Annotated in this window: 15 protein-coding genes and 1 pseudogene; 6 read left to right on the forward strand and 10 right to left on the reverse strand. The window is 69.3% G+C overall.

Annotated elements, in window-relative coordinates; all coding sequences use genetic code 11:
• Positions 1-60 precede the first annotated feature (60 nt).
• The 3 genes from STRIP9103_RS16265 (at position 61) to STRIP9103_RS16275 (ending at position 3,284) form a co-directional block, all read left to right on the forward strand.
• Complete coding sequence (locus tag STRIP9103_RS16265) at positions 61-489, forward strand: MerR family transcriptional regulator (RefSeq protein WP_009313008.1); 429 nt, start codon at positions 61-63, stop codon at positions 487-489.
• Positions 490-493: 4 nt separating this feature from the next.
• On the forward strand, positions 494-850 hold the full coding sequence (locus STRIP9103_RS16270) for a thioredoxin family protein (protein ID WP_258543955.1): 357 nt from the start codon (positions 494-496) through the stop codon (positions 848-850).
• A gap of 181 nt (positions 851-1,031) precedes the next feature.
• Positions 1,032-3,284: a HelD family protein gene (locus tag STRIP9103_RS16275; RefSeq protein WP_048820382.1), complete on the forward strand. Its 2,253-nt coding sequence runs from the start codon at positions 1,032-1,034 to the stop codon at positions 3,282-3,284.
• Between the two features lie 594 nt (positions 3,285-3,878).
• Here STRIP9103_RS16275 and STRIP9103_RS53445 read toward each other — a convergent pair.
• The 6 genes from STRIP9103_RS53445 to STRIP9103_RS16310 all read right to left on the reverse strand — a co-directional run bounded on the left by STRIP9103_RS53445 (position 3,879) and on the right by STRIP9103_RS16310 (position 14,978).
• The gene (locus tag STRIP9103_RS53445; protein WP_158696880.1) at positions 3,879-4,283 is read right to left on the reverse strand and encodes a hypothetical protein; all 405 of its coding nucleotides are present in this window, start codon (positions 4,281-4,283) and stop codon (positions 3,879-3,881) included.
• Positions 4,284-4,896: 613 nt separating this feature from the next.
• The gene (gene glgB / locus STRIP9103_RS16290) at positions 4,897-7,926 is read right to left on the reverse strand and encodes a 1,4-alpha-glucan branching enzyme (protein WP_009313039.1); all 3,030 of its coding nucleotides are present in this window, start codon (positions 7,924-7,926) and stop codon (positions 4,897-4,899) included.
• 47 nt (positions 7,927-7,973) lie between these two features.
• Positions 7,974-9,494, reverse strand: a complete 1,521-nt coding sequence (locus tag STRIP9103_RS16295) for a maltokinase N-terminal cap-like domain-containing protein (RefSeq protein WP_009312999.1) — start codon at positions 9,492-9,494, stop codon at positions 7,974-7,976.
• Positions 9,495-9,588: 94 nt separating this feature from the next.
• Positions 9,589-11,289, reverse strand: a complete 1,701-nt coding sequence (gene treS, locus STRIP9103_RS16300) for a maltose alpha-D-glucosyltransferase (protein ID WP_009313036.1) — start codon at positions 11,287-11,289, stop codon at positions 9,589-9,591.
• Positions 11,286-13,451: an alpha-1,4-glucan--maltose-1-phosphate maltosyltransferase gene (locus tag STRIP9103_RS16305; RefSeq protein WP_009312993.1), complete on the reverse strand. Its 2,166-nt coding sequence runs from the start codon at positions 13,449-13,451 to the stop codon at positions 11,286-11,288. The genes treS and STRIP9103_RS16305 overlap by 4 nt, the downstream gene beginning before the upstream one ends.
• A 309-nt stretch (positions 13,452-13,760) precedes the next feature.
• Positions 13,761-14,978, reverse strand: a complete 1,218-nt coding sequence (locus tag STRIP9103_RS16310) for a S8 family peptidase (RefSeq protein ID WP_100243925.1) — start codon at positions 14,976-14,978, stop codon at positions 13,761-13,763.
• A gap of 452 nt (positions 14,979-15,430) precedes the next feature.
• Here STRIP9103_RS16310 and STRIP9103_RS16315 point away from each other — a divergent pair, with 452 nt between their 5' ends.
• Together STRIP9103_RS16315 and STRIP9103_RS45505 are read left to right on the forward strand one after the other, a co-directional pair.
• On the forward strand, positions 15,431-18,061 hold the full coding sequence (locus tag STRIP9103_RS16315; protein WP_009313053.1) for a glycosyltransferase family 1 protein: 2,631 nt from the start codon (positions 15,431-15,433) through the stop codon (positions 18,059-18,061).
• A gap of 162 nt (positions 18,062-18,223) precedes the next feature.
• Positions 18,224-19,723: pseudogene (locus STRIP9103_RS45505) on the forward strand (IS200/IS605 family accessory protein TnpB-related protein); the annotation flags it as partial.
• A gap of 32 nt (positions 19,724-19,755) precedes the next feature.
• On the opposite strand, the gene STRIP9103_RS16325 reads toward STRIP9103_RS45505, so the two are convergent.
• From STRIP9103_RS16325 to STRIP9103_RS52775, 4 genes are all read right to left on the reverse strand, one after another.
• A complete protein-coding gene (locus STRIP9103_RS16325) occupies positions 19,756-20,478 on the reverse strand; it encodes a TetR/AcrR family transcriptional regulator (RefSeq protein ID WP_048820385.1) in 723 nt (240 codons plus the stop codon).
• Positions 20,479-20,549: 71 nt separating this feature from the next.
• A complete protein-coding gene (locus tag STRIP9103_RS16330) occupies positions 20,550-21,980 on the reverse strand; it encodes a right-handed parallel beta-helix repeat-containing protein (protein WP_234022217.1) in 1,431 nt (476 codons plus the stop codon).
• Positions 21,981-22,168: 188 nt separating this feature from the next.
• Complete coding sequence (locus STRIP9103_RS16335; protein ID WP_009313077.1) at positions 22,169-23,140, reverse strand: NAD-dependent epimerase/dehydratase family protein; 972 nt, start codon at positions 23,138-23,140, stop codon at positions 22,169-22,171.
• 272 nt (positions 23,141-23,412) lie between these two features.
• Complete coding sequence (locus tag STRIP9103_RS52775; protein ID WP_009313055.1) at positions 23,413-23,541, reverse strand: hypothetical protein; 129 nt, start codon at positions 23,539-23,541, stop codon at positions 23,413-23,415.
• 54 nt (positions 23,542-23,595) lie between these two features.
• Here STRIP9103_RS52775 and STRIP9103_RS16340 point away from each other — a divergent pair, with 54 nt between their 5' ends.
• On the forward strand, positions 23,596-25,275 hold the full coding sequence (locus STRIP9103_RS16340; protein ID WP_009313043.1) for a glycosyltransferase: 1,680 nt from the start codon (positions 23,596-23,598) through the stop codon (positions 25,273-25,275).
• Positions 25,276-25,289 lie beyond the last annotated feature (14 nt).

Consider the following 25,289-nt stretch of genomic DNA (forward strand, 5'->3'; position numbering starts at 1 on the left):
CCACCAGCCGCCCCGATCACCCGTTGCCTTGACCCCGGCGTCAAGGAATACCGTCGCCGTATGCGCATCGGCGAACTGGCGGCTCGGGCCGGGACCACGACACGGACGCTCAGGTACTACGAGGCGCGGGGGCTGCTGCCCGCGCGGCGGAGCGGTAACGGATATCGGACGTATGACGAGCGGGACTTGAAGCTGCTCAGGCAGATCCGGACGTTGCAGGACTTCGGCTTCGAGCTGGAGGAGACGCGGCCCTTCGTGGAGTGTCTGCGAGCGGGGCACCCGGAGGGCGACTCGTGCCCGGCGTCGCTCGCGGTGTACCGGCGGAAGCTCGCCGAACTCGACGCGCTGATCGGCGAGTTGACGGCCGTACGGGTGCGGGTCGGGGAGCAGTTGGCGCGGGCGGAGGCGGCGCGGGAGCGGCTGGCGGCCGAGGCGGAGGTTCCGGGTGGTCCGGAGCCGGGATGTGAACTGGGAGGGATTGTCTCGTGAGGGGTTGTCTCGTGAGAGGGGTAGTCGCGTGATCAAGGCTATGGGTGTCGCCGAGGTGACGGATGCCGATTTCGAGGCGGAGGTGATCGGGGCGGAGCTGCCGGTGCTGGTGGAATTCACGGCCGACTGGTGCCCGCCGTGCCGGCAGATGGGGCCGGTGCTGAGCGCGCTCGCCGCGGAGGAGGGGGAGCGGCTGAAGGTGGTGCAGTTGGACGTGGACACGAATCCGGGGACGACCAACGCGTACAAGGTGCTCTCGATGCCGACGTTCATGCTGTTCAAGGGTGGTGAGCCGGTGAAGGCGATGGTCGGTGCCCGGCCGAAGCGACGGTTGCTGGAGGAACTCGCCGACGTCCTCTGAGCCGCCGAACGTCCTCCGAGCCATAAACGAAGAAATCCCCCGAGCAATTGCGCTCGGGGGATTTCTTCGCGTATCTTCAGGGGTTCGCGACTTCAGGGAATCGGTCGCAAAAGAAGTTCAGTGAGCACAGTATATCCGGGCGGGAGTGGAATTGTCAAACACCGGCTTTTCGCAAGATGAATTGCGGCGTGAGCAGGAATTCATCGACGGACTGTACGCGCGCGTGGACGCCCTGCGCGGTGAGACCGAGGGCGCGGTCGGCGAGGCGCTGGCGCAGGGCAACACGCCCATGCAGGCGCGGCTGGAGCGGGACATCCTGGTCGCCGAGCGCTCGGGGCTGCTGGCCGCGCTGAACGCCGTCGACGGTTCGCTCTGCTTCGGGCGGCTCGACCTCGCCGACGGGGGCAGCCATCACATCGGCCGGATCGGGCTGCGCGAGGACGACGCCGAGCGCACCCCGATCCTGATCGACTGGCGGGCCGAGGTCGCCCGGCCCTTCTACCTCGCCACCGGCCACACCCCGATGGGGCTGCGCCGCCGCCGGCACATCACCACCGACGGCCGCCGGGTCACCGCCCTGCACGACGAGATCCTCGACCTCGGCGACGAGACCCGCACCGGATACGAGGACCCCACCGGTGACGCCGTGCTGCTCGCCGCCCTCAACTCCGCCCGCACGGGCCGGATGGGCGACATCGTGCAGACCATCCAGGCCGAGCAGGACCGCATCATCCGCGCGCCGCACCAGGGTGTGATGGTCGTGGAGGGTGGCCCCGGAACGGGCAAGACGGCCGTCGCGCTGCACCGCGCCGCGTTCCTGCTGTACGAGCAGCGGGAGTTGCTGGCCAAGCGCGCCGTCCTCATCGTCGGCCCGAACCCCGCCTTCCTCGGCTACATCGGCGAGGTGCTGCCCTCGCTGGGCGAGACGGGCGTGCTGCTGTCGACCGTCGGCGAGCTGTTCCCCGGCGTACGGGCCACCGCGACCGACAGCCCGGAGGCCGCCCGGGTGAAGGGGCGTGCCGACATGGCCGACGTGCTCGCCGCCGTCGTACGGGCCCGGCAGGTGCTGCCCGACCCGGTGATCGCCATCGAGCACGATCGGGAGATCCTCATGCTCGACGACGACCTCGTACGGGTCGCCCGCGAACGCACCCGCGAGGCGAAACTCCCGCACAACGTGGCCCGCGAGCACTTCGAGGGCTACATCCTCAACACCCTCACCGACATGGTCGCCGAACGCATCGGCACCGACCCCTACGACGGCTCCAACCTCCTCGACGCCTCCGACATCACCCAGATCCGCGACGAGCTCGCCGAGAACCCCGAAGTCTGGTCCGCCATCGACCAGTTGTGGCCCCGGATCACCCCGCGCCGTCTGATCGCCGACCTCCTCGCCGAGCCGGACGGGTTCCTGTCGGAAGCGGACGCCGACGCCGTACGCCGTCCCGTCACGCGCGCCTGGACCATCGCCGACGTGCCCCTCCTCGACGAGGCCGCCGAACTGCTGGGCGAGGACGACCGGGTCGCGCGGGCCCGCGCCGAGCGGGAACGGGAGACCCAGATCGCCTACGCGCAGGGCGTGCTGGACGTGTCGTACGCCTCCCGTACCTACGAGTTCGAGGACAAGGAGGACAGCGATCCCGACGGTTCGGAGGTGCTGTCCGCGCACGACATCATCGACGCCGAGCGGTTCGCGGAGCGGCACGAGGAGGAGGACCACCGCAGCGCGGCCGAGCGGGCGGCGGCCGACCGGACCTGGGCGTTCGGGCACATCATCGTCGACGAGGCGCAGGAGCTGTCGCCGATGGCCTGGCGGCTGCTGATGCGGCGCTCGCCGACCCGCTCGATGACCCTCGTCGGCGACCCCGCCCAGACGGCGGAGGCGGCCGGCGTCGGCTCATGGGCGGACATCCTCTCCCCGTACGTCGAGGACCGCTGGAAGCACACCCGGCTCGGCGTCAACTACCGCACCCCCGCCGAGATCATGCGGGTCGCCGCCGGTGTCGTACGCGCCGAACGGCCGGACTTCGAGCCACCGAGCTCGGTGCGGTCGACGGGCGTACGACCCTGGGCGCGCCGCGCGGCCGTACGGGACCTGCCGGGGGAGGTGGCCAAGGCGGTCGCCGAACTGACCCCGGCCGAGGGGCGGCTCGCCGTCATCGCACCGCGCGAGCTGCACCGGGCGCTGGCGGCCCGCCTGGACGGCGTCACGGCCGGCGCGGAACCGGACCTGACCAGGACCGTCGTCCTCCTCGACCCCCGGCAGGCCAAGGGGCTGGAGTTCGACTCGGTCCTCGTCGTCGAGCCGGGGCGCTTCGGTACGAGCGATCTGTACGTGGCGCTCACACGGGCCACGCAGGCGCTGGGGGTCGTGCACGCGGAGGAGCTGCCGGAGGCGTTGGCGGAGGGACTGGACGCGTTGGCGGCGGGCTGAGGGTCGTGGGCCGGGTCCTGCGGGGTGAGTGCCGGGTGGGACCCGGGCTGTGGGCTGGGGGGCGTGGGGCGTGGTCTCGCGCGCCCCGGACGGGGGCGTTTGCACCCATGGTGGTGTTACCCGCACTCCACGATGGCCGCCACCGTCACCTCACGTGCGTCAGGGATCACCAAGCCGTAACAGTTCACGTCATCGTCACTGCTCGTGCAGGCGTCATGCGGTATGCGTGTCGGTCATGGAAACTCATCCGTTCGCGGCCGCTCCGGCAGGCAACCCCACACTGGAATCACTACCCGTGGAACCCCTGCTGACCTCGGAGTTCGACGTGGACCCGGGCAGCGTCTACGAGCGACTGCGCAGAACGTACGGCCCCGTGGCACCCGTGGGGCTGATGGGCGTGCCGGTGTGGCTGGTTCTCGACTACCGCGAGGTGCTGGAGGTCCTGCGCAACGACAGCGTCTGGCGGCGCGACGTACGGCACTGGCGGGCCCGGGCGGAGGGGCGACTGCCGAAGGACTGGCCGCTGCTCGCCGGGTACGAGGTGCGGCAGACCATGTTCTTCGACGACGACGAACACCGGGCCGCCCGGCACACCTACCACTCGGCGATGCGGCCCTTCCCGGACGGGCACAGCCCCGAGGGGTGGGAGCTGCGGGCCGCCGTCGCGAAGTACGCCGACGAACTCATCGCCATGCTCGCCGCGGAGGCCGGCACGAGCGGCTTCGCCGACCTCGCCGCGCAGTACACCCGGCCGCTGCTCCTCATGGTGACGACGAAGCTCTTCGGCTGCCCGGTGGAGTTGGGCGACGAGATGGTCATGGACCTGTGGCGGATGCTCGACGGCGGTCCGGAGGCGGGGGCGGCCACCGGGCGGGCGCTGGGCGCGATGACCCGGCTGGCCGCGCATCGGCGGTCGCGGCCGGGGGAGGACCTGACCTCGTACATGCTGCTCTCCGATCCCTCGCTCAGCGACGAGCAGTTGGGCCGTGAGCTGTTCATGAACGCCGTCTATCTCAACGACATCACCGGGAACATGGTCTGCAACACCCTGCTGGAGGTGTTGCGCGGCAACGCGACCGTGCGGCGGAGTCTGTCCGCCGGGCAGGTCGGTGAGACGGTCAACCGGGCGGCGCTCGCGAATCCGCCGACCGCCAATCTGTGCTTCCGGTTCGCCGCGCGTGATGTGCGGCTGGGGAACTTCTGGATTCGTGCCGGGGACATCGTCTCCCCGTCCGTCGCCGCCGCCCATCGGGATCTGCTCGCCGCCGGGTCCTCGCACATCGTCGACTCCGTGATCAGTACGCGGGCCCATCTCGCCTGGGGGGCCGGGGCGCATCAGTGTCCCAGTGCCGCACGGGAGCTTGCCGGGATGATCGTGACCACGGCGGTGGGTCGGATCTTCGACCACTTCGCTCGTGCGGAGCTCACGCTGCCGCCGGATCAGTTGCCGTGGCGGAGTGGGCCGGTGGTGCGGGGGTTGCGGTTGTTGCCGGTGCGGTATGAGTTGAGCCCGCATAGTTCGGTGGTGCGGGTGTCGGGGGCGCGCGCGGCGGGGTCGAAGGGGCGGAGCCCCTGGGGGATGGGACGGGTAGGGGCGGCGGGGGCGAGGGGGCTAGGCGGGGCGGAGCCAGAGGGTGGACAGGGGAGGGAGCGTGACGCGGATGCTGGCCGGGCGGCCGTGCCAGGCGTGGGGCTCGGGCTTCACCACGTCGAGGTTCACGACATCACCCCCGCCGTACGACGCCGCGTCCGTGTTCAGAACCTCACGCCACGCCGGGATGTCCTCCGGCACCCCCAACCGGTACTCCTCACGAAGCACCGGGCTGAAGTTGGAGACGGCCAGCAGCGGAACGCCGTCCGCGTCGAACCGCAGGAACGCCAGGACGTTGTCGTCGGCGGAGTCACCCGTGATCCAGGCGAAACCGGACGGCTGGGTGTCCCGCTGCCAGAGGGACGGCGTGGCGCGGTAGACGCGGTTCAGGTCACGGACGAGGTCCCGTACACCTCGGTGGTCGGGCTCGGCCCCGTACGCAGGGTCCAGCAGCCACCAGTCCGGACCGTGCGCCTCGCTCCACTCCGCGCCCTGGGCGAACTCCTGGCCCATGAACAGCAACTGCTTGCCCGGGTGGGCCCACATGAAGCCCAGGTAGGCGCGGTGGTTGGCGCGCTGCTGCCACCAGTCGCCCGGCATCTTCGACACCAGCGAGGCCTTGCCGTGCACGACCTCGTCGTGGGAGATCGGCAGCACGTAGTTCTCGCTGTACGCGTACACCATCGAGAACGTCATCTCGTTGTGGTGGTACTTGCGGTGCACCGGCTCGTGCTGCATATAGCTCAGCGAGTCGTGCATCCAGCCCATGTTCCACTTCAGCCCGAAGCCGAGGCCGCCGAAGCCGCCGGGCCCGGTGTGGTGGGTGGCGCGGGTGACGCCGTCCCAGGCCGTCGACTCCTCGGCGATCGTCACGACCCCCGGCACCCGCCGGTACACGGTCGCGTTCATCTCCTGCAGGAAGGCGACGGCATCCAGGTTCTCCCGGCCGCCGTGCTCGTTCGGCGTCCACTGGCCCGGCTCGCGCGAGTAGTCGAGGTAGAGCATGGACGCCACGGCATCCACCCTCAACCCGTCGATGTGGTACTCCTCGCACCAGTAAAGGGCGTTCGCCACAAGGAAGTTGCGCACCTCGCGGCGCCCGTAGTCGAACTCCAGCGTTCCCCAGTCCGGGTGCGCCGCCCGCCTCGGGTCCTCGTGCTCGTACAGCGGACGCCCGTCGAACTCGGCCAACGCCCAGTCGTCACGCGGGAAGTGGGCCGGCACCCAGTCCATGAGCACGCCGATCCCGGCCCGGTGCAGGGCGTCGACCAGGTACTTGAAGTCGTCGGGTGTGCCGAGGCGTGCCGTGGGGGCGTAGAAGCCGGTGACCTGGTAGCCCCAGGAGCCGCCGAACGGGTGCTCGGCGATGGGCAGCAGCTCGACGTGGGTGAAGCCGAGCTCGGAGACGTACGCCGGCAGTTGCTCGGCCAGTTGGCGGTAGGTCAGCCCCGGCCGCCAGGAGGGCAGATGGACCTCGTAGACGGAGAACGGGGCCTCGTGTGCCGGGACCTCGGACCGCCTCGCCATCCAGTCCCCGTCGCCCCACTCGTGGTGCGAGGCGTGGACGATGGACGACGTGCCGGGCGGGGTCTCCGTGCGGCGCGCCAGCGGGTCCGCCCGGAGGGTCTTCGAGCCGTCCGGGCGCGTGATCTCGAACTTGTACAGCTCGCCCTCACCGATCCCGGGCACGAACAGCTCCCACACCCCCGAGGATCCCAGCGAGCGCAGCGGACAACCCGTGCCGTCCCAGAAGTTGAACGTCCCGGCCAGCCGCACTCCGCGCGCGTTCGGCGCCCACACGGTGAAGCGGGTGCCGGTCACACCCTGGTGCGTCATCGGCTGCGCCCCGAGCGCCCGCCACAGCTCCTCGTGCCGTCCCTCGCCGATCAGATGCAGATCCAGTTCCCCGATGGCCGGCAGGAAACGGTACGCGTCATCCGTCTCCAGCTCGTTCCCCTCGTACGAGATCAGCAGCCGGTACGACGGCGGCACCTCCCGCAACGGCAGCAGCGCCGAGAAGAACCCCTCCCCGTCGTCGTGCAACTCGGCCCGCAGCGATCCGACGACGACCGATACCCCGAGCGCGTACGGCCGGAAGGCCCGGAACACGACACCACCGGGTGCGGGATGCGCCCCGAGCACCGAGTGCGGCGAGTGGTGGGTACCGGAGAGCAGCCGATGCCGGTCGTCGCCGTCCATGGCGGGGGAGTAGGCGGGCTGGGTGAGGGCGGGGACGGGGGCGGGGGCGTCGTTCGGGTCGGTGGCATGGGCAGGGGCCGGGATGCGGACCGACTCGGTGGAGGGAGTGGGAGCGGTCGGTTCGGCGGCACCGGGCTCGGTGGCTGAGGGCCCGGGGGTGGAGGGCCTGGGAATCGTCGGCTCGACGGTGGTGGGCTCGGTGGCCGGGGGCTCCGCCACGGCCGTACCGGGAGCCGGTGGGACGGCCGGGACCAGCGCCGCCTCCTCCGTCTCCTGCCGCGGCTTCACCGTCCTCTTCGTAGCGGCCTTCGTGGCGACGGCTTTCTCGGCGGCGGCCTTGGCCACGGCCTTCTTCGCGACCGGCTTCTTGGCCACGGCCTTCTTGGTCACGGCCTTCTTCGCCGTGGTCGTCTTCGTCGCGGACTTCTCTGCGGTCTTCTTCGCCGTGGCTGTCTTGACCGGGGTCGCCTTCTTCGCCGTGGCCGTCTCGACCGGAGTCGTCTTCTTGGCGGCGACCTTCTTCGCAGCCACCTTCTTCGCGGCCGTCTTCGTGGCGGCCACCTTCTTCACAGCCGTCTTCGCCACAGCCGTCGTCGTAGCCGTCTTCGTCGTCGCGGTCTTGCTCCCGGCCGTCGTCTTCTTGGCCGTGGCCGTCCCCTCGGTGGTCTTCTTCGCGACGGCCTTCGCCGGGCTCGTCGTCGCCGCCTTTGTGACCGCCTTCTTCGCTGTCCTGGCCGTCGTCTTCTTCGCCGCGGCTTTCTTCCCGGCCGTCTTCTTCGCCGGGGCCGGCCCTTCGGCGGCGGCGGAGTCGGGGTTCTGGGTGCTGTCGTCGGGCGACGGGCGGGGAGTCACAGGGACGGCCTCCTCGGTGGGACTCGGGTGCTTGGGGTGGAGCGGGGTCAAGGGGTGGGGTCGGCGTCGGTGGCGAGGCGGTGGATGGCCGCCAGCGGTACCGGGAGCCAGTCGGGGCGGTGGCGGGCCTCGTAGAGGACCTCGTACACCGCCTTGTCGGTCTCGTAGGCGCGCAGGAGTACGGGATCGGTGCGCGGGTCGGTCCCGGAGACGTCCGCGTAGCCGGAGCAGTACGCGGCCCGGCAGGCGGACGCCCAGTCGTCGGCCGGTGGTCGCACGGAGTGCGCGGCGTAGTCGAAGGAGCGGAGCATCCCGGCGATGTCGCGGGCGACCGGCTGAGGCATCCGTCGCTCGGCCAGCGGCTTCGACGGCTCGCCCTCGAAATCTACGAGCGACCACTCACCTCCGCCACCGCCGGCGTCCTCGTCCCCGCCCCCGCCATCGACCACCTCGGCGCCACCCCCGGACGGCGACCGCAGGCACTGCCCGAGATGCAGGTCCCCATGGATGCGCTGAGCCGTCCATGTGTGGCCCTCGGCGGCCAGGTCGGCCAGCGCCGCGAAGGCCGTGCGGAGGGCGGGGGCGTAGGGGCCGAGGGCCGGTACGGCCTGGGCCGCCGCCTCCAGTCGCTCGGTCATCCCGGCGACCAGCAGCTCCAGCTGGGGTCGGCCCAGGGTGACCGTCGGCAGGGCCCGGGTCAGCGCGAGGTGCACCTCCGCCGTCGCCCGGCCCAGTGCCCGCGCCTCCGCGGAGAAGTCCTCGCCCTTGGCCAGCATGCTCAGCGCCAGCTCCCAGCCGTCCGCCGCGCCCTGGAGATAGGGCTGGAGCACCCCGAGGACGTGGTGCTCGGGGGTGGGGGCGGGGCCCAGGTCGGCCACCATCCAGGCCGCCGGAGCCGGTACCCGGGGGCACCCTTCGCGCGACAGCACCAACGGGAGTTCGAGGTCGGGGTTGGCGCCGGGCACGACCCGTCGGAAGAGTTTCAGGATAAACGTATCGCCATAGACGATCGAGGAGTTGGACTGCTCGGCCGTCACCACACGCGGCACGAGTCCTTGCGGTATGTCGAGGCGCATGTCCCGCTCGCAGCGGAGTTCACCGACGCGCGCCTTCGCCCGCAGCGCCTCCAGGAGGACGTCGGCGAGGCGCGGGTCGTGCAGTGCCTCGTACACCGTCTGCCCGGACAGCGGCCCCTCGGTCGCATGTCCGATCAGCGCCGGAGCGAGCCGGGGCGGCAGCGTCTTCCGTACGCCGAGCAGGAGTTGGTAGCAGTCGCCCGGATGGGCCGGGGCGCCCTGCGCGGGCACCAGCGGCTGATGGGCGCGTACGAGCAGATGCAGCAGCCCCGCCTTCGCGGACCCCACCGGCAGCATCTCGGTCGCCGCCACCAGGCTGAACCCGCTGATCGGTCGCCCTTTCCCCGCGAACCAGCGCTGCCTCGGCAACCACTCCCGGAGCAGTGGCTCGAGTGAGGTGAGCCAGCCGGGAGTCGGCGGGGCGGGGGCCGGTGCGACGGCGGGCGGCGTTCCAGGACCCGTCGCAGTGGAGTGCGTGGCTGCTTCCGACATGGCGTCGTGTCCTTTCCCCGGGGGCGGTCGGGGTTTCTGATTGCGTGCCCAGGGCGGGCCGGGGGAAACCGGCCCACCCTGGGTTCCGGTCGGGCTACACGGCGTCCTTGCGCAGGCGGAACCAGTAGAAGCCGTGGCCCGCGAGGGTGAGGAGGTAGGGCAGTTCACCGATGGCGGGGAAGCGGACGCCGCCGATGAGTTCGACGGGGTGGCGTCCTTCGTGGGCGCGCAGGTCGAGTTCGGTGGGCTGGGCGAAGCGGGAGAAGTTGTTGACGCACAGTACGAGGTCGTCCTCGTACTCCCGGAGGTAGGCCAGGACGGCGGGGTTGGTCGAGGGCAGTTCGGTGTAGGCGCCGAGGCCGAAGGCGGGGTTCTGCTTGCGGATCTCGATCATGCGGCGGGTCCAGTGCAGCAGTGACGACGGTGAGGACATCGACGCCTCGACGTTCGTGACCTGGTAGCCGTAGACCGGGTCCATGATGGTGGGGAGGAACAGCCGTCCGGGGTCGCTGGAGGAGAATCCGGCGTTGCGGTCCGGGGTCCATTGCATGGGGGTGCGTACGGCGTCGCGGTCGCCGAGCCAGATGTTGTCGCCCATGCCGATCTCGTCGCCGTAGTAGAGGATCGGTGAGCCCGGCAGGGACAGCAGCAGGGCGGTGAACAGTTCGATCTGGTTGCGGTCGTTGTCGAGGAGGGGGGCGAGTCGGCGGCGGATGCCGATGTTGGCGCGCATCCGCGGGTCTTTGGCGTATTCCGCGTACATGTAGTCGCGTTCTTCGTCGGTGACCATTTCGAGTGTCAGCTCGTCGTGGTTGCGCAGGAAGATGCCCCACTGGCAGTTGGAGGGGATGGCCGGGGTCTTGGCGAGGATTTCGGAGACGGGGTAGCGGGATTCCCTTCGGACGGCCATGAAGATCCTCGGCATGACGGGGAAGTGGAATGCCATGTGGCATTCGTCGCCGCCGCTGGGGAAGTCGCCGAAGTAGTCGACGACGTCTTCCGGCCACTGGTTGGCCTCGGCCAGCAGTACGGTGTCGGGATAGTGGGCGTCGATCTCCTTGCGTACCCGTTTCAGGAAGTCGTGGGTGGCCGGGAGGTTTTCGCAGTTGGTGCCCTCCTGCTGGTACAGGTAGGGCACGGCGTCGAGCCGGAAGCCGTCGATGCCCAGGTCCAGCCAGAACCGCAGTGCCGAGATGATCTCCTCCTGTACGGCCGGGTTCTCGTAGTTGAGGTCTGGTTGGTGGGAGAAGAAGCGGTGCCAGAAGTACTGCTTGCGGACGGGGTCGAAGGTCCAGTTGGAGACTTCGGTGTCGACGAAGATGATGCGGGCGTCCTGGTACTGGTCGTCCTTGTCGGCCCAGACGTAGTAGTCGCCGTAGGGTCCTTCGGGGTTGTTCCTGGACTCCTGGAACCAGGGGTGCTGGTCGCTGGTGTGGTTCATGACGAAGTCGATGATGACGCGCATGCCGCGCTGGTGGGCGGCGTCGACGAATTCCACGAAGTCGGCGAGGTCGCCGAATTCGGGGAGGACGGCGGTGTAGTCGGAGACGTCGTAACCGCCGTCCCGCAGGGGGGATTTGAAGAAGGGCGGGAGCCAGATGCAGTCGATGCCCAGCCACTGCAGGTAGTCGAGTTTGGCGGTCAGGCCCTTGAGGTCGCCGATGCCGTCGCCGTTGCTGTCCTGGAAGGAGCGTACGAGGACTTCGTAGAAGACGGCGCGTTTGAACCAGTCCGGGTCCCGGTCCTTCTGCGGCGTGTCCTCGAAGGTGTCCGGAACGGGCTCGTTGACGATCATTTTGCGGGTGACCCTCCGATCTGCGGGTTGGACGGTCGCAGGACGGTCAGTACGTGTGCGGGCGCGCGGCCCGGTTCGAGACGTACATAGTTGCTCCTGCCCCAGGTGTAGACCTCACCGGTGAGCTCGTCGCGCACCAGCACGGACTCGTGCCAGTCGAGCCCGAGTCGCGGCATGTCCAACGAGACCGTGGCCTCCTGGGTGTGGTGGGGGTCGAGGTTCACGACCACCAGAACCGTGTTCGAACCCGCGCGCTTGCTGTACGCGATCACCGCGTCCTTGTCGGCGTGATGGAAGTGCAGGTCACGCAGTTGGCGCAGCGCCGGGCTCCGCCGCCGGATCGCGTTCAGCCTGCCGAGCAGCGGGGCGATGGTGCGTCCCTCGCGTTCGGCGGTCTCCCAGTCGCGGGGTCGGAGTTGGTACTTCTCCGAGTCCAGGTACTCCTCGCTGCCGGGTTTGAGCGGGGTGTTCTCGCACAGTTCGTAGCCCGAGTACACGCCCCAGGTGGGGGAGAGGGTCGCGGCGAGCACCGCGCGCAGTTCGAAGGCGGGCCGGCCGCCGTGCTGGAGGAACTCGTGGAGGATGTCGGGGGTGTTGACGAAGAAGTTCGGCCGCATGTAGCTCGCGGCCTCGCCCGCCAGTTCGGTGGCGTAGTCGGTGAGTTCCTGTTTGGTGTTGCGCCAGGTGAAGTAGGTGTAGGACTGCTGGAAGCCGATCTGGGCCAGGGTGTGCATCATCGCGGGGCGGGTGAAGGCCTCGGCGAGGAAGATCACGTCGGGGTCGGTGCGGTTGATCCGCGTGATGACCCGTTCCCAGAAGACGACCGGTTTGGTGTGGGGGTTGTCGACGCGGAAGATGCGTACCCCGTGGGCCATCCAGTGCCTGAGGACCCGGACGGTCTCGGTGATGAGGCCGGGCATGTCGGCGTCGAAGGCGATGGGGTAGATGTCCTGGTACTTCTTCGGGGGGTTCTCCGCGTAGGCGATCGATCCGTCGGGGCGGTGGTGGAACCACTGGGGGTGTTTGTCGACCCAGGGGTGGTCCGGTGAGCACTGCAGGGCGAAGTCCAGGGCCACCTCCAGGTCCAGTTCCCGTGCCCGTCGCACGAAGTGGTCGAAGTCGTCGATGGTGCCGAGGGCGGGGTGGACGGCGTCGTGGCCGCCTTCGGGTGAGCCGATGGCCCAGGGGACGCCGACGTCGTCGGGGGTGGGGGAGAGGGTGTTGTTGCGGCCTTTGCGGAAGGTGGTGCCGATGGGGTGGATGGGCGGGAGGTAGACGACGTCGAAGCCCATGGCGGCGATCGCGGGCAGGCGGCGGGCGGCGGTGCGGAAGGTGCCGTGGGGCTGCTCGGGGGTGCCCTCGGAGCGGGGGAAGAACTCGTACCAGGACCCGAACAGGGCCCGTTCCCGCTCCACGAGCAGCGGCAACGGGTCACTGCTGGTGACCAGTTCCCGTAGCGGATGGCGGGCCAGGACCTCGTCCACCTCCGGCGTCAACGCCGCCGCGAGACGGGACGCGTCCGGCCGGGCGGTGTCCCGCAGCGCGTCCACGGCGGCGAGGAGCACGTCGCGGCGGCCGTGCTCCTTCGGGACTTCGGCGGCGGCGCGTTCGTACAGGCGCGCGCCCTCCTCCAGGACGAGTTCGGTGTCGATGCCGGCCGGGACCTTGATGTGCGCGGCGTGCCGCCAGGTGGAGACCGGGTCGCTCCACGCCTCGACGGTGTAGGTCCACAGCCCCTCGCTCGCTGCGGAGACCGTGGCGCCCCAGCGGTCGGTGCCGGGGGCGAGTTCGCGCATCGGGGTCCAGGGAGCCGGGCGGCCCTCCGGGTCCCTGAGGACGACATTGGCGGCGACCGCGTCATGGCCCTCGCGGAAGACGGTGGCCGAGATCTCGAAGGCCTCGCCCACGACGGCCTTCGCCGGCCGGCGGCCCTGATGGACACACGGCCGTACGTCGAGAAGCGGTATCCGCCCAATGGCCGGGGTATCTGGTGGCGAAGTGGCGTCGACCGGCGCGGGCGGTCCTGTGTGCGCCCGGCGCGCGGGGCTCGAGAGGGCGCTCTCGGTGGCGTCAGGGGTGGTACCGGGCGCGTCCGGGGTGGTATCGGGCGTGCTGGTGGTGCTGGTCGTCGGAGGTGCTGACGAGTGGTGCGTGGCGGGCATGACCGCTCCTGTCCGCGTCAACGTGGGTGGGCGGATGAGGGTGTGGGGAGGTGGGGCCAGCGGGACGTACCGGTGGAGCCTTCCCATGGAGTGCGGGTGGGCATTCCGGCACTTTGTTAACTACTCACGCGTATGTCTACACACAAGACCGGCCGTGTCGTGGACGGATGTCCAGACACAGGACCGGCCTCGTCCACTGGGGACGAGGCCGGCCACTGTAGTCGCCCTGGGTGAAGGGCTGTTCACCTGTGGTGTTACAGGGGTCCTACGGGACTCCTGTGGGTCTCGCACAGGTTTTCCATGAGATTGCTACGGGTTGTCGACCTGGAGGAGTTTGTTCGGAGAGCCCGGATATCTGTCCTTGACCTTGCCCGAAACCGTGCGCTGCGCCAGCGCCTTGCCCACCTCGGCCGGTGCGGCCCTCGGATGGTCGGCCAGATACAGCGCGGCAGCTCCCGCCGCGTGCGGGGTCGCCATCGACGTACCGGAGAAGGTCGCCTTCCCGGTGTCGCTCTTGTGTGACGCCGAGGTGATGTTCACACCGGGAGCGAACAGGTCGAGGCTCGGGCCCCAGTTCGAGAAGTAGGCACGGACGTCCTTCTTGTCGGTGGCGCCGACCGTGATCGCCTGCTTGACGCGGGCGGGCGAGTAGAGACCCGCGGAGAGCCCGTCATTGCCGGCGGCGACCACGTACGTCACCCCGGACGCCATGGAGTTGCGTACGGCGGCGTCGAGCTGGGCGTTGGCGAAGCCGCCGAGGCTCATATTGGCCACGGCCGGCTTCCTCGCGTGCTGGGTGACCCAGTCGATACCGGCGATGACCTGGGCGGTCGTACCCGCGCCCGCGTCGTCCAGCACGCGTACGGCGACCACCTTCGCCTTCTTGTTCTTGGCGACGCCGTACGTGGTGCCGACGGCGGTGGCGGCGACATGGGTGCCGTGGCCGTTGCCGTCCTGGGCGGTCCTGTCGTTCTGCACGAAGTCCCAGCCGTGGCTGGCCCGGCCGCCGAAGTCCTTGTGCGTGATCCGTATACCGGTGTCGATCACGTACACGGTGGCGCCCTGGCCCGCCGACTCCGGCCAGGTGTAGCTCTTGTCGAGCGGCAGGCCCGGCTGGTCCAGTCGGTCGAGGCCCCACGAGGGCGGATTTCGCTGGTTGTGGTCGTATGTGACCCTGGTGTCCTGGACGACCGATGCCACGCGGGAGTCCGCCGCGAGCCGTTTGGCCTGTTTCTCACTGACCTTCACGGAATATCCGTTCAGGGCCGAGCTGTACGTGTGGCGTATTTTCGCCCCGTACTTCTCCGCGACACCCTTCCCGGCCTTCGACGGGGCCTTCGTGCCCGTCTTGAGGGTCACTATGTAACTGCCGCTGACGGAACCGGGGCCACCGGCTCCGAGGACCAGCCCCTCCGGAGCGGCGTGCGCCGGCAGGGTGATGGCCGAAAGCGCCGCGGCCGTGATGACCGCCGCCAGCCCTCCCGTCCAGCGCAGACGCCTGTTTCTCGCCTCTGACAGGTGTGGCATGCGTACGTACCCCCTCCTCGACTCGGCGTACCGCCACCGGAGTTCGCCGAGGCCGTGCGAGGTCGGGCCCCCGGGGTCCGCCGGATTCGGCCGAGGTCGACCGGTACGCCACTCGGCAGCCTCTCGTGCGGTGCGAAGCACCACAAGGTCGAGCAGAGGGGCGGAATCGGCCATATCGCCCGTGGGGTACATGTGGAGGTTGCGGCGAATTCAGGCCTGAACGTGCGGGGACGGACTGTACGGCGGGGGAGGCGGGGTACGGATGCGCCGTGCATGCATACCGGTTGCCGACACCCGGTACCCGGACTCGACATCGATACCCGAACCGCACAGCCGGGGGACGCGCCGTAGAGCCGAGCCGTCCGCGCCGTTACCGTCGTGGGTGACGAGCGGGCGCACAGCGGAGTGCGTCCTTCCGGCCCGTACGTCCTGGCGTGAAGGTGGAACCCTCTGTGAAGGCCATCCGCAGATTCACCGTCCGACCCCTCCTCCCCGAAGCCCTGCACCCGCTCAGCGAACTGGCGCGCAATCTGCGCTGGGCCTGGCACGCGGAGACCCGTGACCTCTTCCAGTCCGTCGACCCCGAGCGCTGGGCCGCGTCCGGCGGCGACCCCGTACGACTCCTGGGCTCCGTCTCCACCGGACGCCTCGCCGAACTCGCCGAGGACCGCCGCTTCCTGCGCCGCCTCACGGTGGCGGCCGACGAACTGCGGGACTACGTCACCGGTGACCGCTGGTATCAAGGTCAGGCGCAGACCGCCGAACTCCCGGCGGCCATCGCCTACTTCTCCCCCGAGTTCGGTATCACGGCCGCGCTGCCGCAGTACTCCGGCGGCCTCGGCATCCTTGCCGGCGACCATCTGAAGGCGGCCAGCGACCTCGGCGTACCCCTGATCGGCGTCGGCCTGCTGTACCGGCACGGCTACTTCCGCCAGTCACTGTCGAGAGACGGCTGGCAGCAGGAGCACTACCCGGTACTCGACCCGAACGAGCTGCCTCTGGTGCCGTTGCACGAGTCCGACGGCTCTCCGGCCCAGGTCGGCCTGGCCCTGCCCGGCGGTCGCCTGCTGCACGCCCGTATCTGGCAGGCCCAGGTCGGCCGCGTCCCCCTGCTCCTGCTCGACTCGGACGTCGAGGAGAACGCCCTCGGTGAACGCGGCGTGACCGACCGCCTCTACGGCGGCGGCAGCGAACACCGCCTGCTCCAGGAGATGCTGCTCGGCATAGGAGGAGTCCGCGCCGTACGCGCGTACTGCCGCCTCACCGGCCACCCGGCCCCCGAGGTCTTCCACACCAACGAGGGCCACGCCGGCTTCCTCGGCCTCGAACGCATCGCCGAACTCTCCGACCAGGGCCTCGACTTCGACGCCGGTCTGGAGGCGGTCCGCTCCGGCACCGTCTTCACCACCCACACCCCCGTCCCCGCCGGCATCGACCGCTTCGACCGCGAACTGGTCGCCCGCCACTTCGGCCCCGACGCCGAGCTGCCCCGCATCGACGTCGAACGCATTCTCGGCCTTGGCATGGAGACGTACTCGGGCGGCGACCCGAACGTCTTCAACATGGCGGTGATGGGCCTGAGGCTGGCGCAGCGGGCGAACGGGGTGTCCCTCCTGCACGGCAATGTGAGCCGGGAGATGTTCTCGGGCCTGTGGCCCGGCTTCGACCCGGACGAGGTCCCGATCACCTCGGTCACGAACGGCGTACACGCCCCGACCTGGGTGGCCCCCGAGGTCTTCCGCCTCGGCGCCCGCCAGATCGGCGCCGAACGCACCGAGGACGCCATGACGGTGGGCGGCTCGGACCGCTGGGACGCGGTCGGTGACATCCCCGACCAGGACATCTGGGAACTGCGCCGGGTCCTGCGCGAGCAGTTGGTACAGGAGGTACGGGAACGCCTGTACGCCTCCTGGCGCCAGCGCGGCGCGGGCACGGCCGAACTGGGCTGGATCGAGGGAGTGCTGGACCCGGACGTGCTGACGATCGGCTTCGCGCGCCGAGTCCCGTCGTACAAACGTCTGACCCTGATGCTCAGGGACCAGGACCGCCTGATGGATCTGCTGCTCCACCCGGAGCGGCCGGTGCAGATAGTGGTCGCGGGCAAGGCCCACCCCGCGGACGACGGTGGCAAGCGCCTCATCCAGGAGCTGGTGCGCTTCGCGGACGACCCGCGCGTACGCCACCGGATCGTGTTCCTCCCCGACTACGGCATGGCGATGGCGCAGAAGCTGTACCCCGGCTGCGACGTCTGGCTGAACAACCCGCTGCGACCGCTGGAGGCGTGCGGGACGAGCGGGATGAAGGCGGCGCTGAACGGCTGTCTGAATCTGTCCGTCCTGGACGGCTGGTGGGACGAATGGTTCAAGCCGGACTTCGGCTGGGCGATCCCCACGGCGGACGGCACGGCGATGGACGAGGACCGCCGGGACGACGTGGAGGCCGCGGCCCTCTACGACCTGCTGGAGCAGCGGGTGGCCCCGCGCTTCTACGAACGCGGGCCGAGCGGCTTGCCCGACCGCTGGATCGAGATGGTCCGCCAGACGCTCACCCATCTGGGCCCGAAGGTGCTGGCGGGCCGGATGGTGTCCGAGTACGTGGAACGCCTGTACGCGCCGGCGGCCCGGGCGCATCGTGCGCTGACGCCGGACACGGCGCGCGAGCTGGCGGGGTGGAAGGCGCGGGTGCGGTCCGCGTGGCACCGGGTGACGGTGGACCATGTGGAGACCTCCGCCGCCCCGACCGGCACGGCGGCGGAGCTGGGGGCGTCGCTGGTGCTGCGTGTACGGGTCGGTCTGGGGGACCTGGCCCCGGACGACGTGGAGGTCCAGGCGGTGTCGGGACGCGTCGACAACGAGGACCGCATCACGGACGCGACGTACGTCCCGCTGAAGCCGACGGGTGGGCCGGACGAGGGGGGCGGCTGGGTGTACGAGGGGCCACTGTCCTTGGACCGCACGGGCCCGTTCGGCTACACGGTACGGATCCTGCCGGCCCACCGATTGCTGGCGTCGACGGCGGAGCTGGGGCTGGTGGCGGTACCGGCGGAGGAGATGGGGGAGGGCGCGGGGGTGTTGATGCGGTGAGGTCCCGGAGGGCGGCCGGGTTCCTCGGTCGGCGGTGGGTACGACGAGGCGTGCACGAGTGAGTCTCCGGGCGGTGGCAGGAGCACTCGTGGGGTGGGGAACGGAAGTTCTCGCCTCGAATGTGTGACCTTCGTCGGTGGTGGCCGTTGGGTGTGGTGACGGATTTGTGCGGCACCGGGTGGGGGTGGCGGGGTGCCCGGTCCCACGGGGGTCGCGGTCCGTACCCGGCTCAAGAATCTGACCGCCGGGGACGAGAAGGTGCTGCATCTGGTCGGTGACCATCTGGGGTCGCTGGCCTCCCGGGATCTGAAGGCGCGGTGTGCGGCCGGACCGGGGCACGACAGTGAGCGGTGGGCGCAGCGCAAGCGTGTCCTGACCGAGGAGTCGTCCTCGCGGTGGGCGGGGTCGATCACGAAGTCCACTCACGATCAGTGGGCCCTGGCGCGGCGCGGTCAGCTCGCCCACATCCACAGCCTTCAGGCCGGGGTCAGGACCATCGCGCACCGCCTGTCCCTGCCGGTCGGGGGGGAAGGGCGGCAAGAAGGCTCCGGGCGGCTACGGCAGCAGGCAGGAGTGGTTCGCCAAGTCGCGGCGCCTGCGGGTGCTCGATGAGCGGCTTCAGGCGGCGCGGGCCGATTGGGATGCCGGGGTGGTGCGTGTGGTGCGGGGCGGGAAGGGGCTGCTGAACACCCGTCACCACCTGGATGCCGCTCGGCTCACCGAGGAGCAGTGGCGCCGGCGGTGGCAGGCCGGGCGCCGCTTCCTGCAGGCGGACGGGGAGTCCGGCAAGCGGTTCGGCAACGAGACCGTCCGCGTCACTCCCGGCGGTGAGGTGTCGCTCAGGCTGCCCGCGCCGCTGGCGCATCTGGCGAACGCCCCGCACGGCCGCTACGTGCTGACCGCCCGTGTGGGGTTCGCGCACCGGGGTGAGCAGTGGGCCGACCGCGTCACCGCGAACCGGGCCGTCGCGTACCGCATCCACGAAGACACCGGCCGGGGCCGCTGGTACCTCACCGCCTCCTGGACCATCCCCCCCACCCCGGCGGTGCCGCTGGAGGCGGCCCGCGCGCAGGGCCTGGTCGGGGTGGACACCAACGCCGACCACCTGGCCGCCTGGCGCCTCGACGCCCACGGCAACCCCCTCGGCGCACCCCGCCGCTTCGACTACGACCTCACCGGCACCGCCCACCACCGCGACGCCCAGATCCGCCACGCCCTGATCCGCCTGCTGCTCCCCCACGCTCGGCTTCGCTCGCGCGGGAGGTATCCCCATGGCCAGACGCCACGGCTTGGCGATCGCGGTGGAGGACCTCGACTTCGCCGCGGAGAAGACCCGCAAGACCACACGCCATCATGCGGCAGCGGTGGCGATCGGAAGACGCGCCCTGGGACACCCGGTCCGGCGACGGACGACACCGCCCCCTGCTCACCGGAGCGATGAGCAGGGGCATCGGACCGTCCAGACCGAACCGGCCACCCCGGGGCGTGAGGCTGTGCCCATCAGCGGCCTCCGGCCGCGGGCCGCCCCGCATTCCCGGACCACGGACACGATCCGTGCGCGCTGGACACGGAGCGAAAGCGGTCGACCAGAACGCCCAACACCGTTCGGGGCGTTCGACTGAGCACGGACCCTGGCAACAGGACTCACTCCCGCTCAGTCTCTGGGAACGGCGAGGTATCTGCGGCCGGACCCTCTACTCCCGCGTGAACCGGTCGAGCAGCGCGTCCAGCCCGGTGGCCAGGGCCTCCGGACCGCCCCGCTCGGCGAGTGAGGCGGCCGTCTCCCGCAGGGTCGGCAGTTCCTGAGCCGACAGGCGGTGCAGGCCGAGACGGAAAGCGGGATCAGGCTCGTCGGGGTTATCCACCATGGGCCGTAGCTCCACGGATACATAGCCGAGCAGCCAGGCAGTGAGAGCTTGGAAGACGGCAGCGCTGCGGACATCGTCGAGCCCACCCTCCCGGAGCAGCGCGAGTATCCTTTCGTGGTCCCGCAGCACGGCGACCGGCCGCCGCGCCAGTGGAACCGCCAGCATGCGCGTGGTGAGAAGGGGTGCCGCCTGAGGGTGGGCGAGACACACGTCGTAGGTGGCCCGCGCGATGCGGTGCAGTCCCGCGCGCCAGGCCAGTGCACCAGCCTCGGGATCGGGTTCGGCGGCCAGGCGTGACTCCAGTTCCAGGTACAGGGCCTCGACCAGGCCGTCCAGGAGGGCGTCCTTGCTGGAGGCGTACCGGTAGAGCGCCATCGCCTCCACACCGAGTTCGGCACCGAGCCGACGCATGCTCAGCGCCGACAGTCCCTCCCGATCCACAAGAGCCAGCGCACTGGCCAGCACGCGATCCCGGCTGAGTCGCCCATATCGGCCGCGATCACTGGCGCGCCGCGCCGGTTGGGCCTCGTCGGCCCGCTCCTTGGCCATGTCCTGCCTCCAGACGGTCGGCCGAGGCCGTGTCCCTGTTGAGTGTACGTATACGTAGTACACCTTCGGGGTCAGGGTTGTGCAGCCCCAGTGTTCGGCGGTGCCGTGACGGCGCGGCCGAAGTAGTCGACGCTGACCGGGACGAGGCCGAAGCGCGCATGCAGGTCGAGCCCGGCGTGCCGGCAGTCGGGAACGAAGCGGCGGGCGTCGGACGGCGAATCGGCCTCGGGCAGCGGGCCTCCGTCGAAGCAGGGAGAGGCGGTAGCACCCGTCGAGCGGCTGTCCAGGCGTTCCTGCCCTGTGCTGTAGCGCCAGTCCTCAAGACCCCGGAAGTTCTCATCGCCCCAGCGCACGAGCCACTGGCCTTTCGCGGTGTAGTACTGGTTGCCCTGGAAGATGACCTGACTGGTGGAGAGGTCGGTGTCCGACACGACGAGCGGGTCTCCGTCGGTGACCAGGATGTTGTTGCGCAGGCTCACGGCGTTGTTGTTGGGGTGGACGCGCACCGCGGTGCCCTCGCCCGCCGGCGAGCGGGTCATGACCACTGTGTTCTGGTAGATCTGCAGGTTGCTGATATTGGAGCCGTGGACCGTCAGACCGCCGTTGTGGGGCATCTTGCGTGCGTCGTTGCTGCTGATGTTGTAACGAATGGTGTTGTTGGGATGCGGATGTCCCCAGCGAGAGAACACGTAGAAACCAGACCCGTCGTTCTGGAACGACAGGTTGTATTGGAGGGTCGAGTTGGACACGCTCGTGTCCATGCCGAACCCGGCACCATCCACATCGGAACCGGAGTGGTTGCGGTAAGCGGAATTGTGCTCCACCAGAACGCCTGTGGAGTCGTACGCCCAGATACCCCCCGGCCCGTAGTACGCCTTGGCCGCGGCCTGCCTGCCGTTGTCGTGGGCACTGGAGTTGCGCACGATGGCTTGACGTACGCCCCCGATGACGATGCCGTTGCCAGTCGGACGGTAGATCGCGGCGGGGTCGCCGGGATTGTCGTATGCGTGGACATTTGTGATGTCGATGTTCTCGTGAGCGTAGGCGGGACGGTTGTCATCGAACTCCGGCCCGTAGGTGAGCAACCCGGTGTCCTTGTTGCCGTGGAGTTCTGCGCGGCGGATCAGCACGTCGGTGAAGCCGCTGCCGGAGATGGTGGAGCCGACCCCGATTCCCACCTGGAAACCGGATGCGTCGACGTCGGAGACGATCACGTGGGCCCGGCGTGCCTCGGCCGGGGTGTCGTTGTACAGGTTGACGCCCGCCTGGCTGGTGCGCGCCGAGCCGCGGCCTCGGAGTATCAGGTCGTGTATCTCGACGCCTGCGGTGTTGTGCACGGAGACTCCGGCAGAGCCTGCGGCGACGAGCGTCGCCCGCCCGCTCCCGTAGGAACCGACGATCACCGGCCTCTCGGCGTCCCCGGCTTCGTTGCCGCTGACCGTGATCGTGCCGGCGAAGCGGGCCCCGCCTTCGAGCAGGAGCCGGTCACCGGGACGCAGCATGACCTGTTCGGCACGGCCCAGGGTGCGCCAGGCCTTGTCCGTCGAGGTTCCCTCGGCGGAGTCGTCGCCGTGGGTGCTCACGTAGTACGTCTTGGGCGACGGGGCTCCGTAGTGGGGAGCCGCGGTGCAGCCACCGACCAGGAGCCCGAGGACCGCCGTGGCGAGGGTGCGGGTGCGCCACATGGGGATCAGATCTCCAACGGCTGCCTGAGCCGTCCTTGGGTGAGAGTCCTGGCGGACCGATCAACCGTGCGGCGCAGCCCTTCTGTCAACGTGACCTCGGGCGCCCAGTTGAGCAGCTCACGGGCGCGCGTGATGTCGGCGCAACGGCGCGTGGGGTCGTCGGTGGGCAGGGGGCGGCGGTCGAGAGGGGAGGATGAGCCGATGGCTGCCAGGACGGGTTCGGCCAGTTCACGGGCGCTGTACTCGGCGGGGTTGCCCAGGTTCACCGGCCCCTCGTGGTGGCTGTCGAGCATGGCGATCAAGCCTCGGACGAGGTCGTCGACGTAGCAGAAGCTGTGCGTCTGGCCGCCGTCGCCGTAGATGGTGGGTGCGGCGCGGGCCAGCGCTTGCCGGACGAAGGTGGATACCAGGCTCCCGCCTCGGGGCCGCATACGGGGACCGTAGGCGTTGAAGATCCGCATGATGCCCGTCTCGGTCCCATAGGTGCGCCGGTGCACGGTGGTGGGCGCTTCGGCGTAGCGTTCGGCTTCGTCGTAGACGCTGCGGGGTCCCACAGGGTTCACGTTGCCCCAGTAGACCTCGGGCTGCGGATGGATCAGCGGGTCGACATAGACCTCGCTGGTAGCTGCCGGCAGGAAGCGGGCCCCGTGCCGCCGTGCCAGCAGCGGCGCGTTCTTCGTGCCGTGGCTGCTCGGGGCGTTGCTCTGGGCCCGCTGGGGTGTGCCCACACAGACGGAGTGAGTCCTGGGGAACTGGGCGCCCTCGGCCAACGAGGTGGTGAACCGGAGGCGCCCGGAGCGGATGGTTCGCGCGAGCAGTTCACTCAGGCCCGTCTCGTGGACAGGGGCGCGGCCGGCTGACAGGGAGGCGATGCGGTCGGCGTCGACGTCGATGCCGACGACCTTGTGGTCGAGGTCCGCCATGCGCGCGGCATGCGCCGTGCCCACATATCCGGTCCCGATGACTGTCAATCGCATGAGGTGGCTCCTTTGTCGTCGGCCGGCCACCGGAGCCAGCGGCGGCACCTGTTCGGTGTCGCTAGATGCCAACTCTGTATGTTTACGTCGTATATTTTGCAGTTTGCGCCCGCTGCTCGATGACGTCAAGCGGAAGCGGCTTGAGTATGTGTACGATGTAAGTCTTGACCGTAAACGTACGTCGAATACTCGCTCTCGGCGGAGTCTCCCGAAGCAGCCGCCCAATGGGCGGGAAGTCCCACGCACCTACTGGGATGTGCCTGATGACGCACTCACAGACAGAAGCTCCACAGCATCGCGGAAGCCGTCAGGGGAGAAAGTTCGACGACCGGGAGCGGCAGATCCTTGAGCTCCAGCTCCGGGATCTCTCGGACGGTAATGTCGGCCGGATCACCCCTCACGGACCGCTCTTCGCCCGGCCACCGCGATCACTCCAGGCGGAGCGGAGCACTTATGTGTCGACTCTGTCCGGTCGCGACAAGGTGATCATGGCTGGCATCGCCGCCCTGTGGGCCGTGGCCTTCTCCTGGTTCTGGCTGTGGTGGCTGCAGCCGGGGCATCTGGTGTCCTGGGTCGGGATGGGCGTCACCAGCGTCTTGCTCCTCTACCTGTCCACCCAGGCGTGTTACTTCCTCATCGCGGTGGCTCGGCTGCCTCGCGTGCGACCGTCACTGAAGATTCCGAGACTTCGGCTGGCCATCGCGGTGACGCGAGCTCCTTCCGAGCCATGGGCTATGGCGCGGCGCACCCTGGAGGCGATGAAGGCACAAGAGTTCCCGTACGCGTATGACGTCTGGTTGTGCGATGAGGACCCGTCCCCGGAGATCTACGAGTGGTGTGCGGCTCAGGGGATTCGTGTGTCGACACGGAAAGGCGTCCCGGAGTACAACCGGAGTAGTTGGCCGCGCCGCACGAAATGCAAAGAGGGCAACCTCGCCTACTTCTACGATCATTGGGGTTACTCGCAATACGACGTCGTCGTGCAACTCGACTGCGACCACGAGCCGTCCTCCACCTACTTGGCGGAGGTTGTCCGGCCCTTCTCGGACGAGGCCATCGGCTATGTGGCGGCACCGAGTATTTGCGATGCAAATGCCCGCACATCGTGGGCAGCTCGCGGCCGTCTGTACCGGGAAGCACCCTTCCATGGCCCCTTCCAACTCGGACATGCGAATCGGCTCGCCCCCGTATGCATTGGGTCGCACTATGGGGTACGTACGCGGGCGCTGCGTGACATCGGGGGCCTCGGGCCCGACCTGGCAGAGGACTTCACCACCACCTTCCTGTTCAACTCGGCAGGATGGCAGGGAGCTTTCGCGATCGACGCGGAGGCTCACGGCCTCGGCCCGATGACCTTCGCGGATATGGTGACCCAGGAATACCAGTGGTCGCGCAGTCTCGTGGCCATGATGTTCGGAATGATCCCGCGTCACATGCATCGTCTGCCCGTGCGACTGCGCATCCGGTTCACGATCGTGCTGATCTACTACCCGTTGCTGGCACTTGCGGCGATCGCCGGATTGGTGCTACCCGCAGCGGCATCGATTTCCGGAAATATATGGGTCAGCGTCAACTACCTGGCCTTCCTGGGCAACTTCTTCGCCATGGGCCTCTGTATGCTTTTTCTCCTCCTGCTGTTGCGGCGCCGAGGCCTGCTGCGTCCACATTCGGCGCCAGTACTCAGCTGGGAACTGTGGCTCTTCACGCTGGCCCGGTGGCCATGGGTGGCCTGGGGCGTGTTGGGCGCCATCGTGCAGGAGACCTTCCGCCGGCCGATCTACTTCAAGGTCACCCCCAAGGACAGAAGCGGGTCGGAAGTACTGCCGAAACGGCTGGTCCTCCCGTATGGAGGAATCGTGACAGCGCTGTCGGTGGCAGCTGTCGTAGGCGAGATGACCGGCCCAGCGGTGGGCTACGTCTTCCTTTGCATACTTGGTGCCTGTGCGTACGCGGTGGTCGGCATCGCCGTGTCCGTGCTGCACGTCCTGGAGGCCGCCAAGGCGGCGGGGACCCGCCTGCGGTCCGCAATGATCACGGCCCGTACTCCATTGCTTCTTGCTCTGGCGCCGTTGCTTCCCCTGGCCTTGGCCATCTACGTCTTCCCCTCCTACTTGTTTGCGGTTCTCGGTTGGTGAAGTCATGACTTCGG

This window comes from Streptomyces ipomoeae 91-03 (genome assembly GCF_000317595.1).
GTDB classification, from domain to species: domain Bacteria; phylum Actinomycetota; class Actinomycetes; order Streptomycetales; family Streptomycetaceae; genus Streptomyces; species Streptomyces ipomoeae.

Excerpts from the sequence above, each read along its gene's own strand:
- STRIP9103_RS16265 (WP_009313008.1), top strand. The coding sequence starts at position 61 with ATGCGCATCGGCGAACTGGCGGCTCGGGCCGGGACCACGACACGGACG.
- STRIP9103_RS53445 (WP_158696880.1), bottom strand. The coding sequence starts at position 4,283 with ATGAACAGCTCACGGCCCAACTGCTCGTCGCTGAGCGAGGGATCGGAG.
- STRIP9103_RS16295 (WP_009312999.1), bottom strand. The coding sequence starts at position 9,494 with ATGTCGGAAGCAGCCACGCACTCCACTGCGACGGGTCCTGGAACGCCG.
- treS (WP_009313036.1), bottom strand. The coding sequence starts at position 11,289 with ATGATCGTCAACGAGCCCGTTCCGGACACCTTCGAGGACACGCCGCAG.
- STRIP9103_RS16305 (WP_009312993.1), bottom strand. The coding sequence starts at position 13,451 with ATGCCCGCCACGCACCACTCGTCAGCACCTCCGACGACCAGCACCACC.
- STRIP9103_RS16310 (WP_100243925.1), bottom strand. The coding sequence starts at position 14,978 with ATGCCACACCTGTCAGAGGCGAGAAACAGGCGTCTGCGCTGGACGGGA.
- STRIP9103_RS16325 (WP_048820385.1), bottom strand. The coding sequence starts at position 20,478 with ATGGCCAAGGAGCGGGCCGACGAGGCCCAACCGGCGCGGCGCGCCAGT.
- STRIP9103_RS16330 (WP_234022217.1), bottom strand. The coding sequence starts at position 21,980 with ATGCTGCGTCCCGGTGACCGGCTCCTGCTCGAAGGCGGGGCCCGCTTC.
- STRIP9103_RS16335 (WP_009313077.1), bottom strand. The coding sequence starts at position 23,140 with ATGCGATTGACAGTCATCGGGACCGGATATGTGGGCACGGCGCATGCC.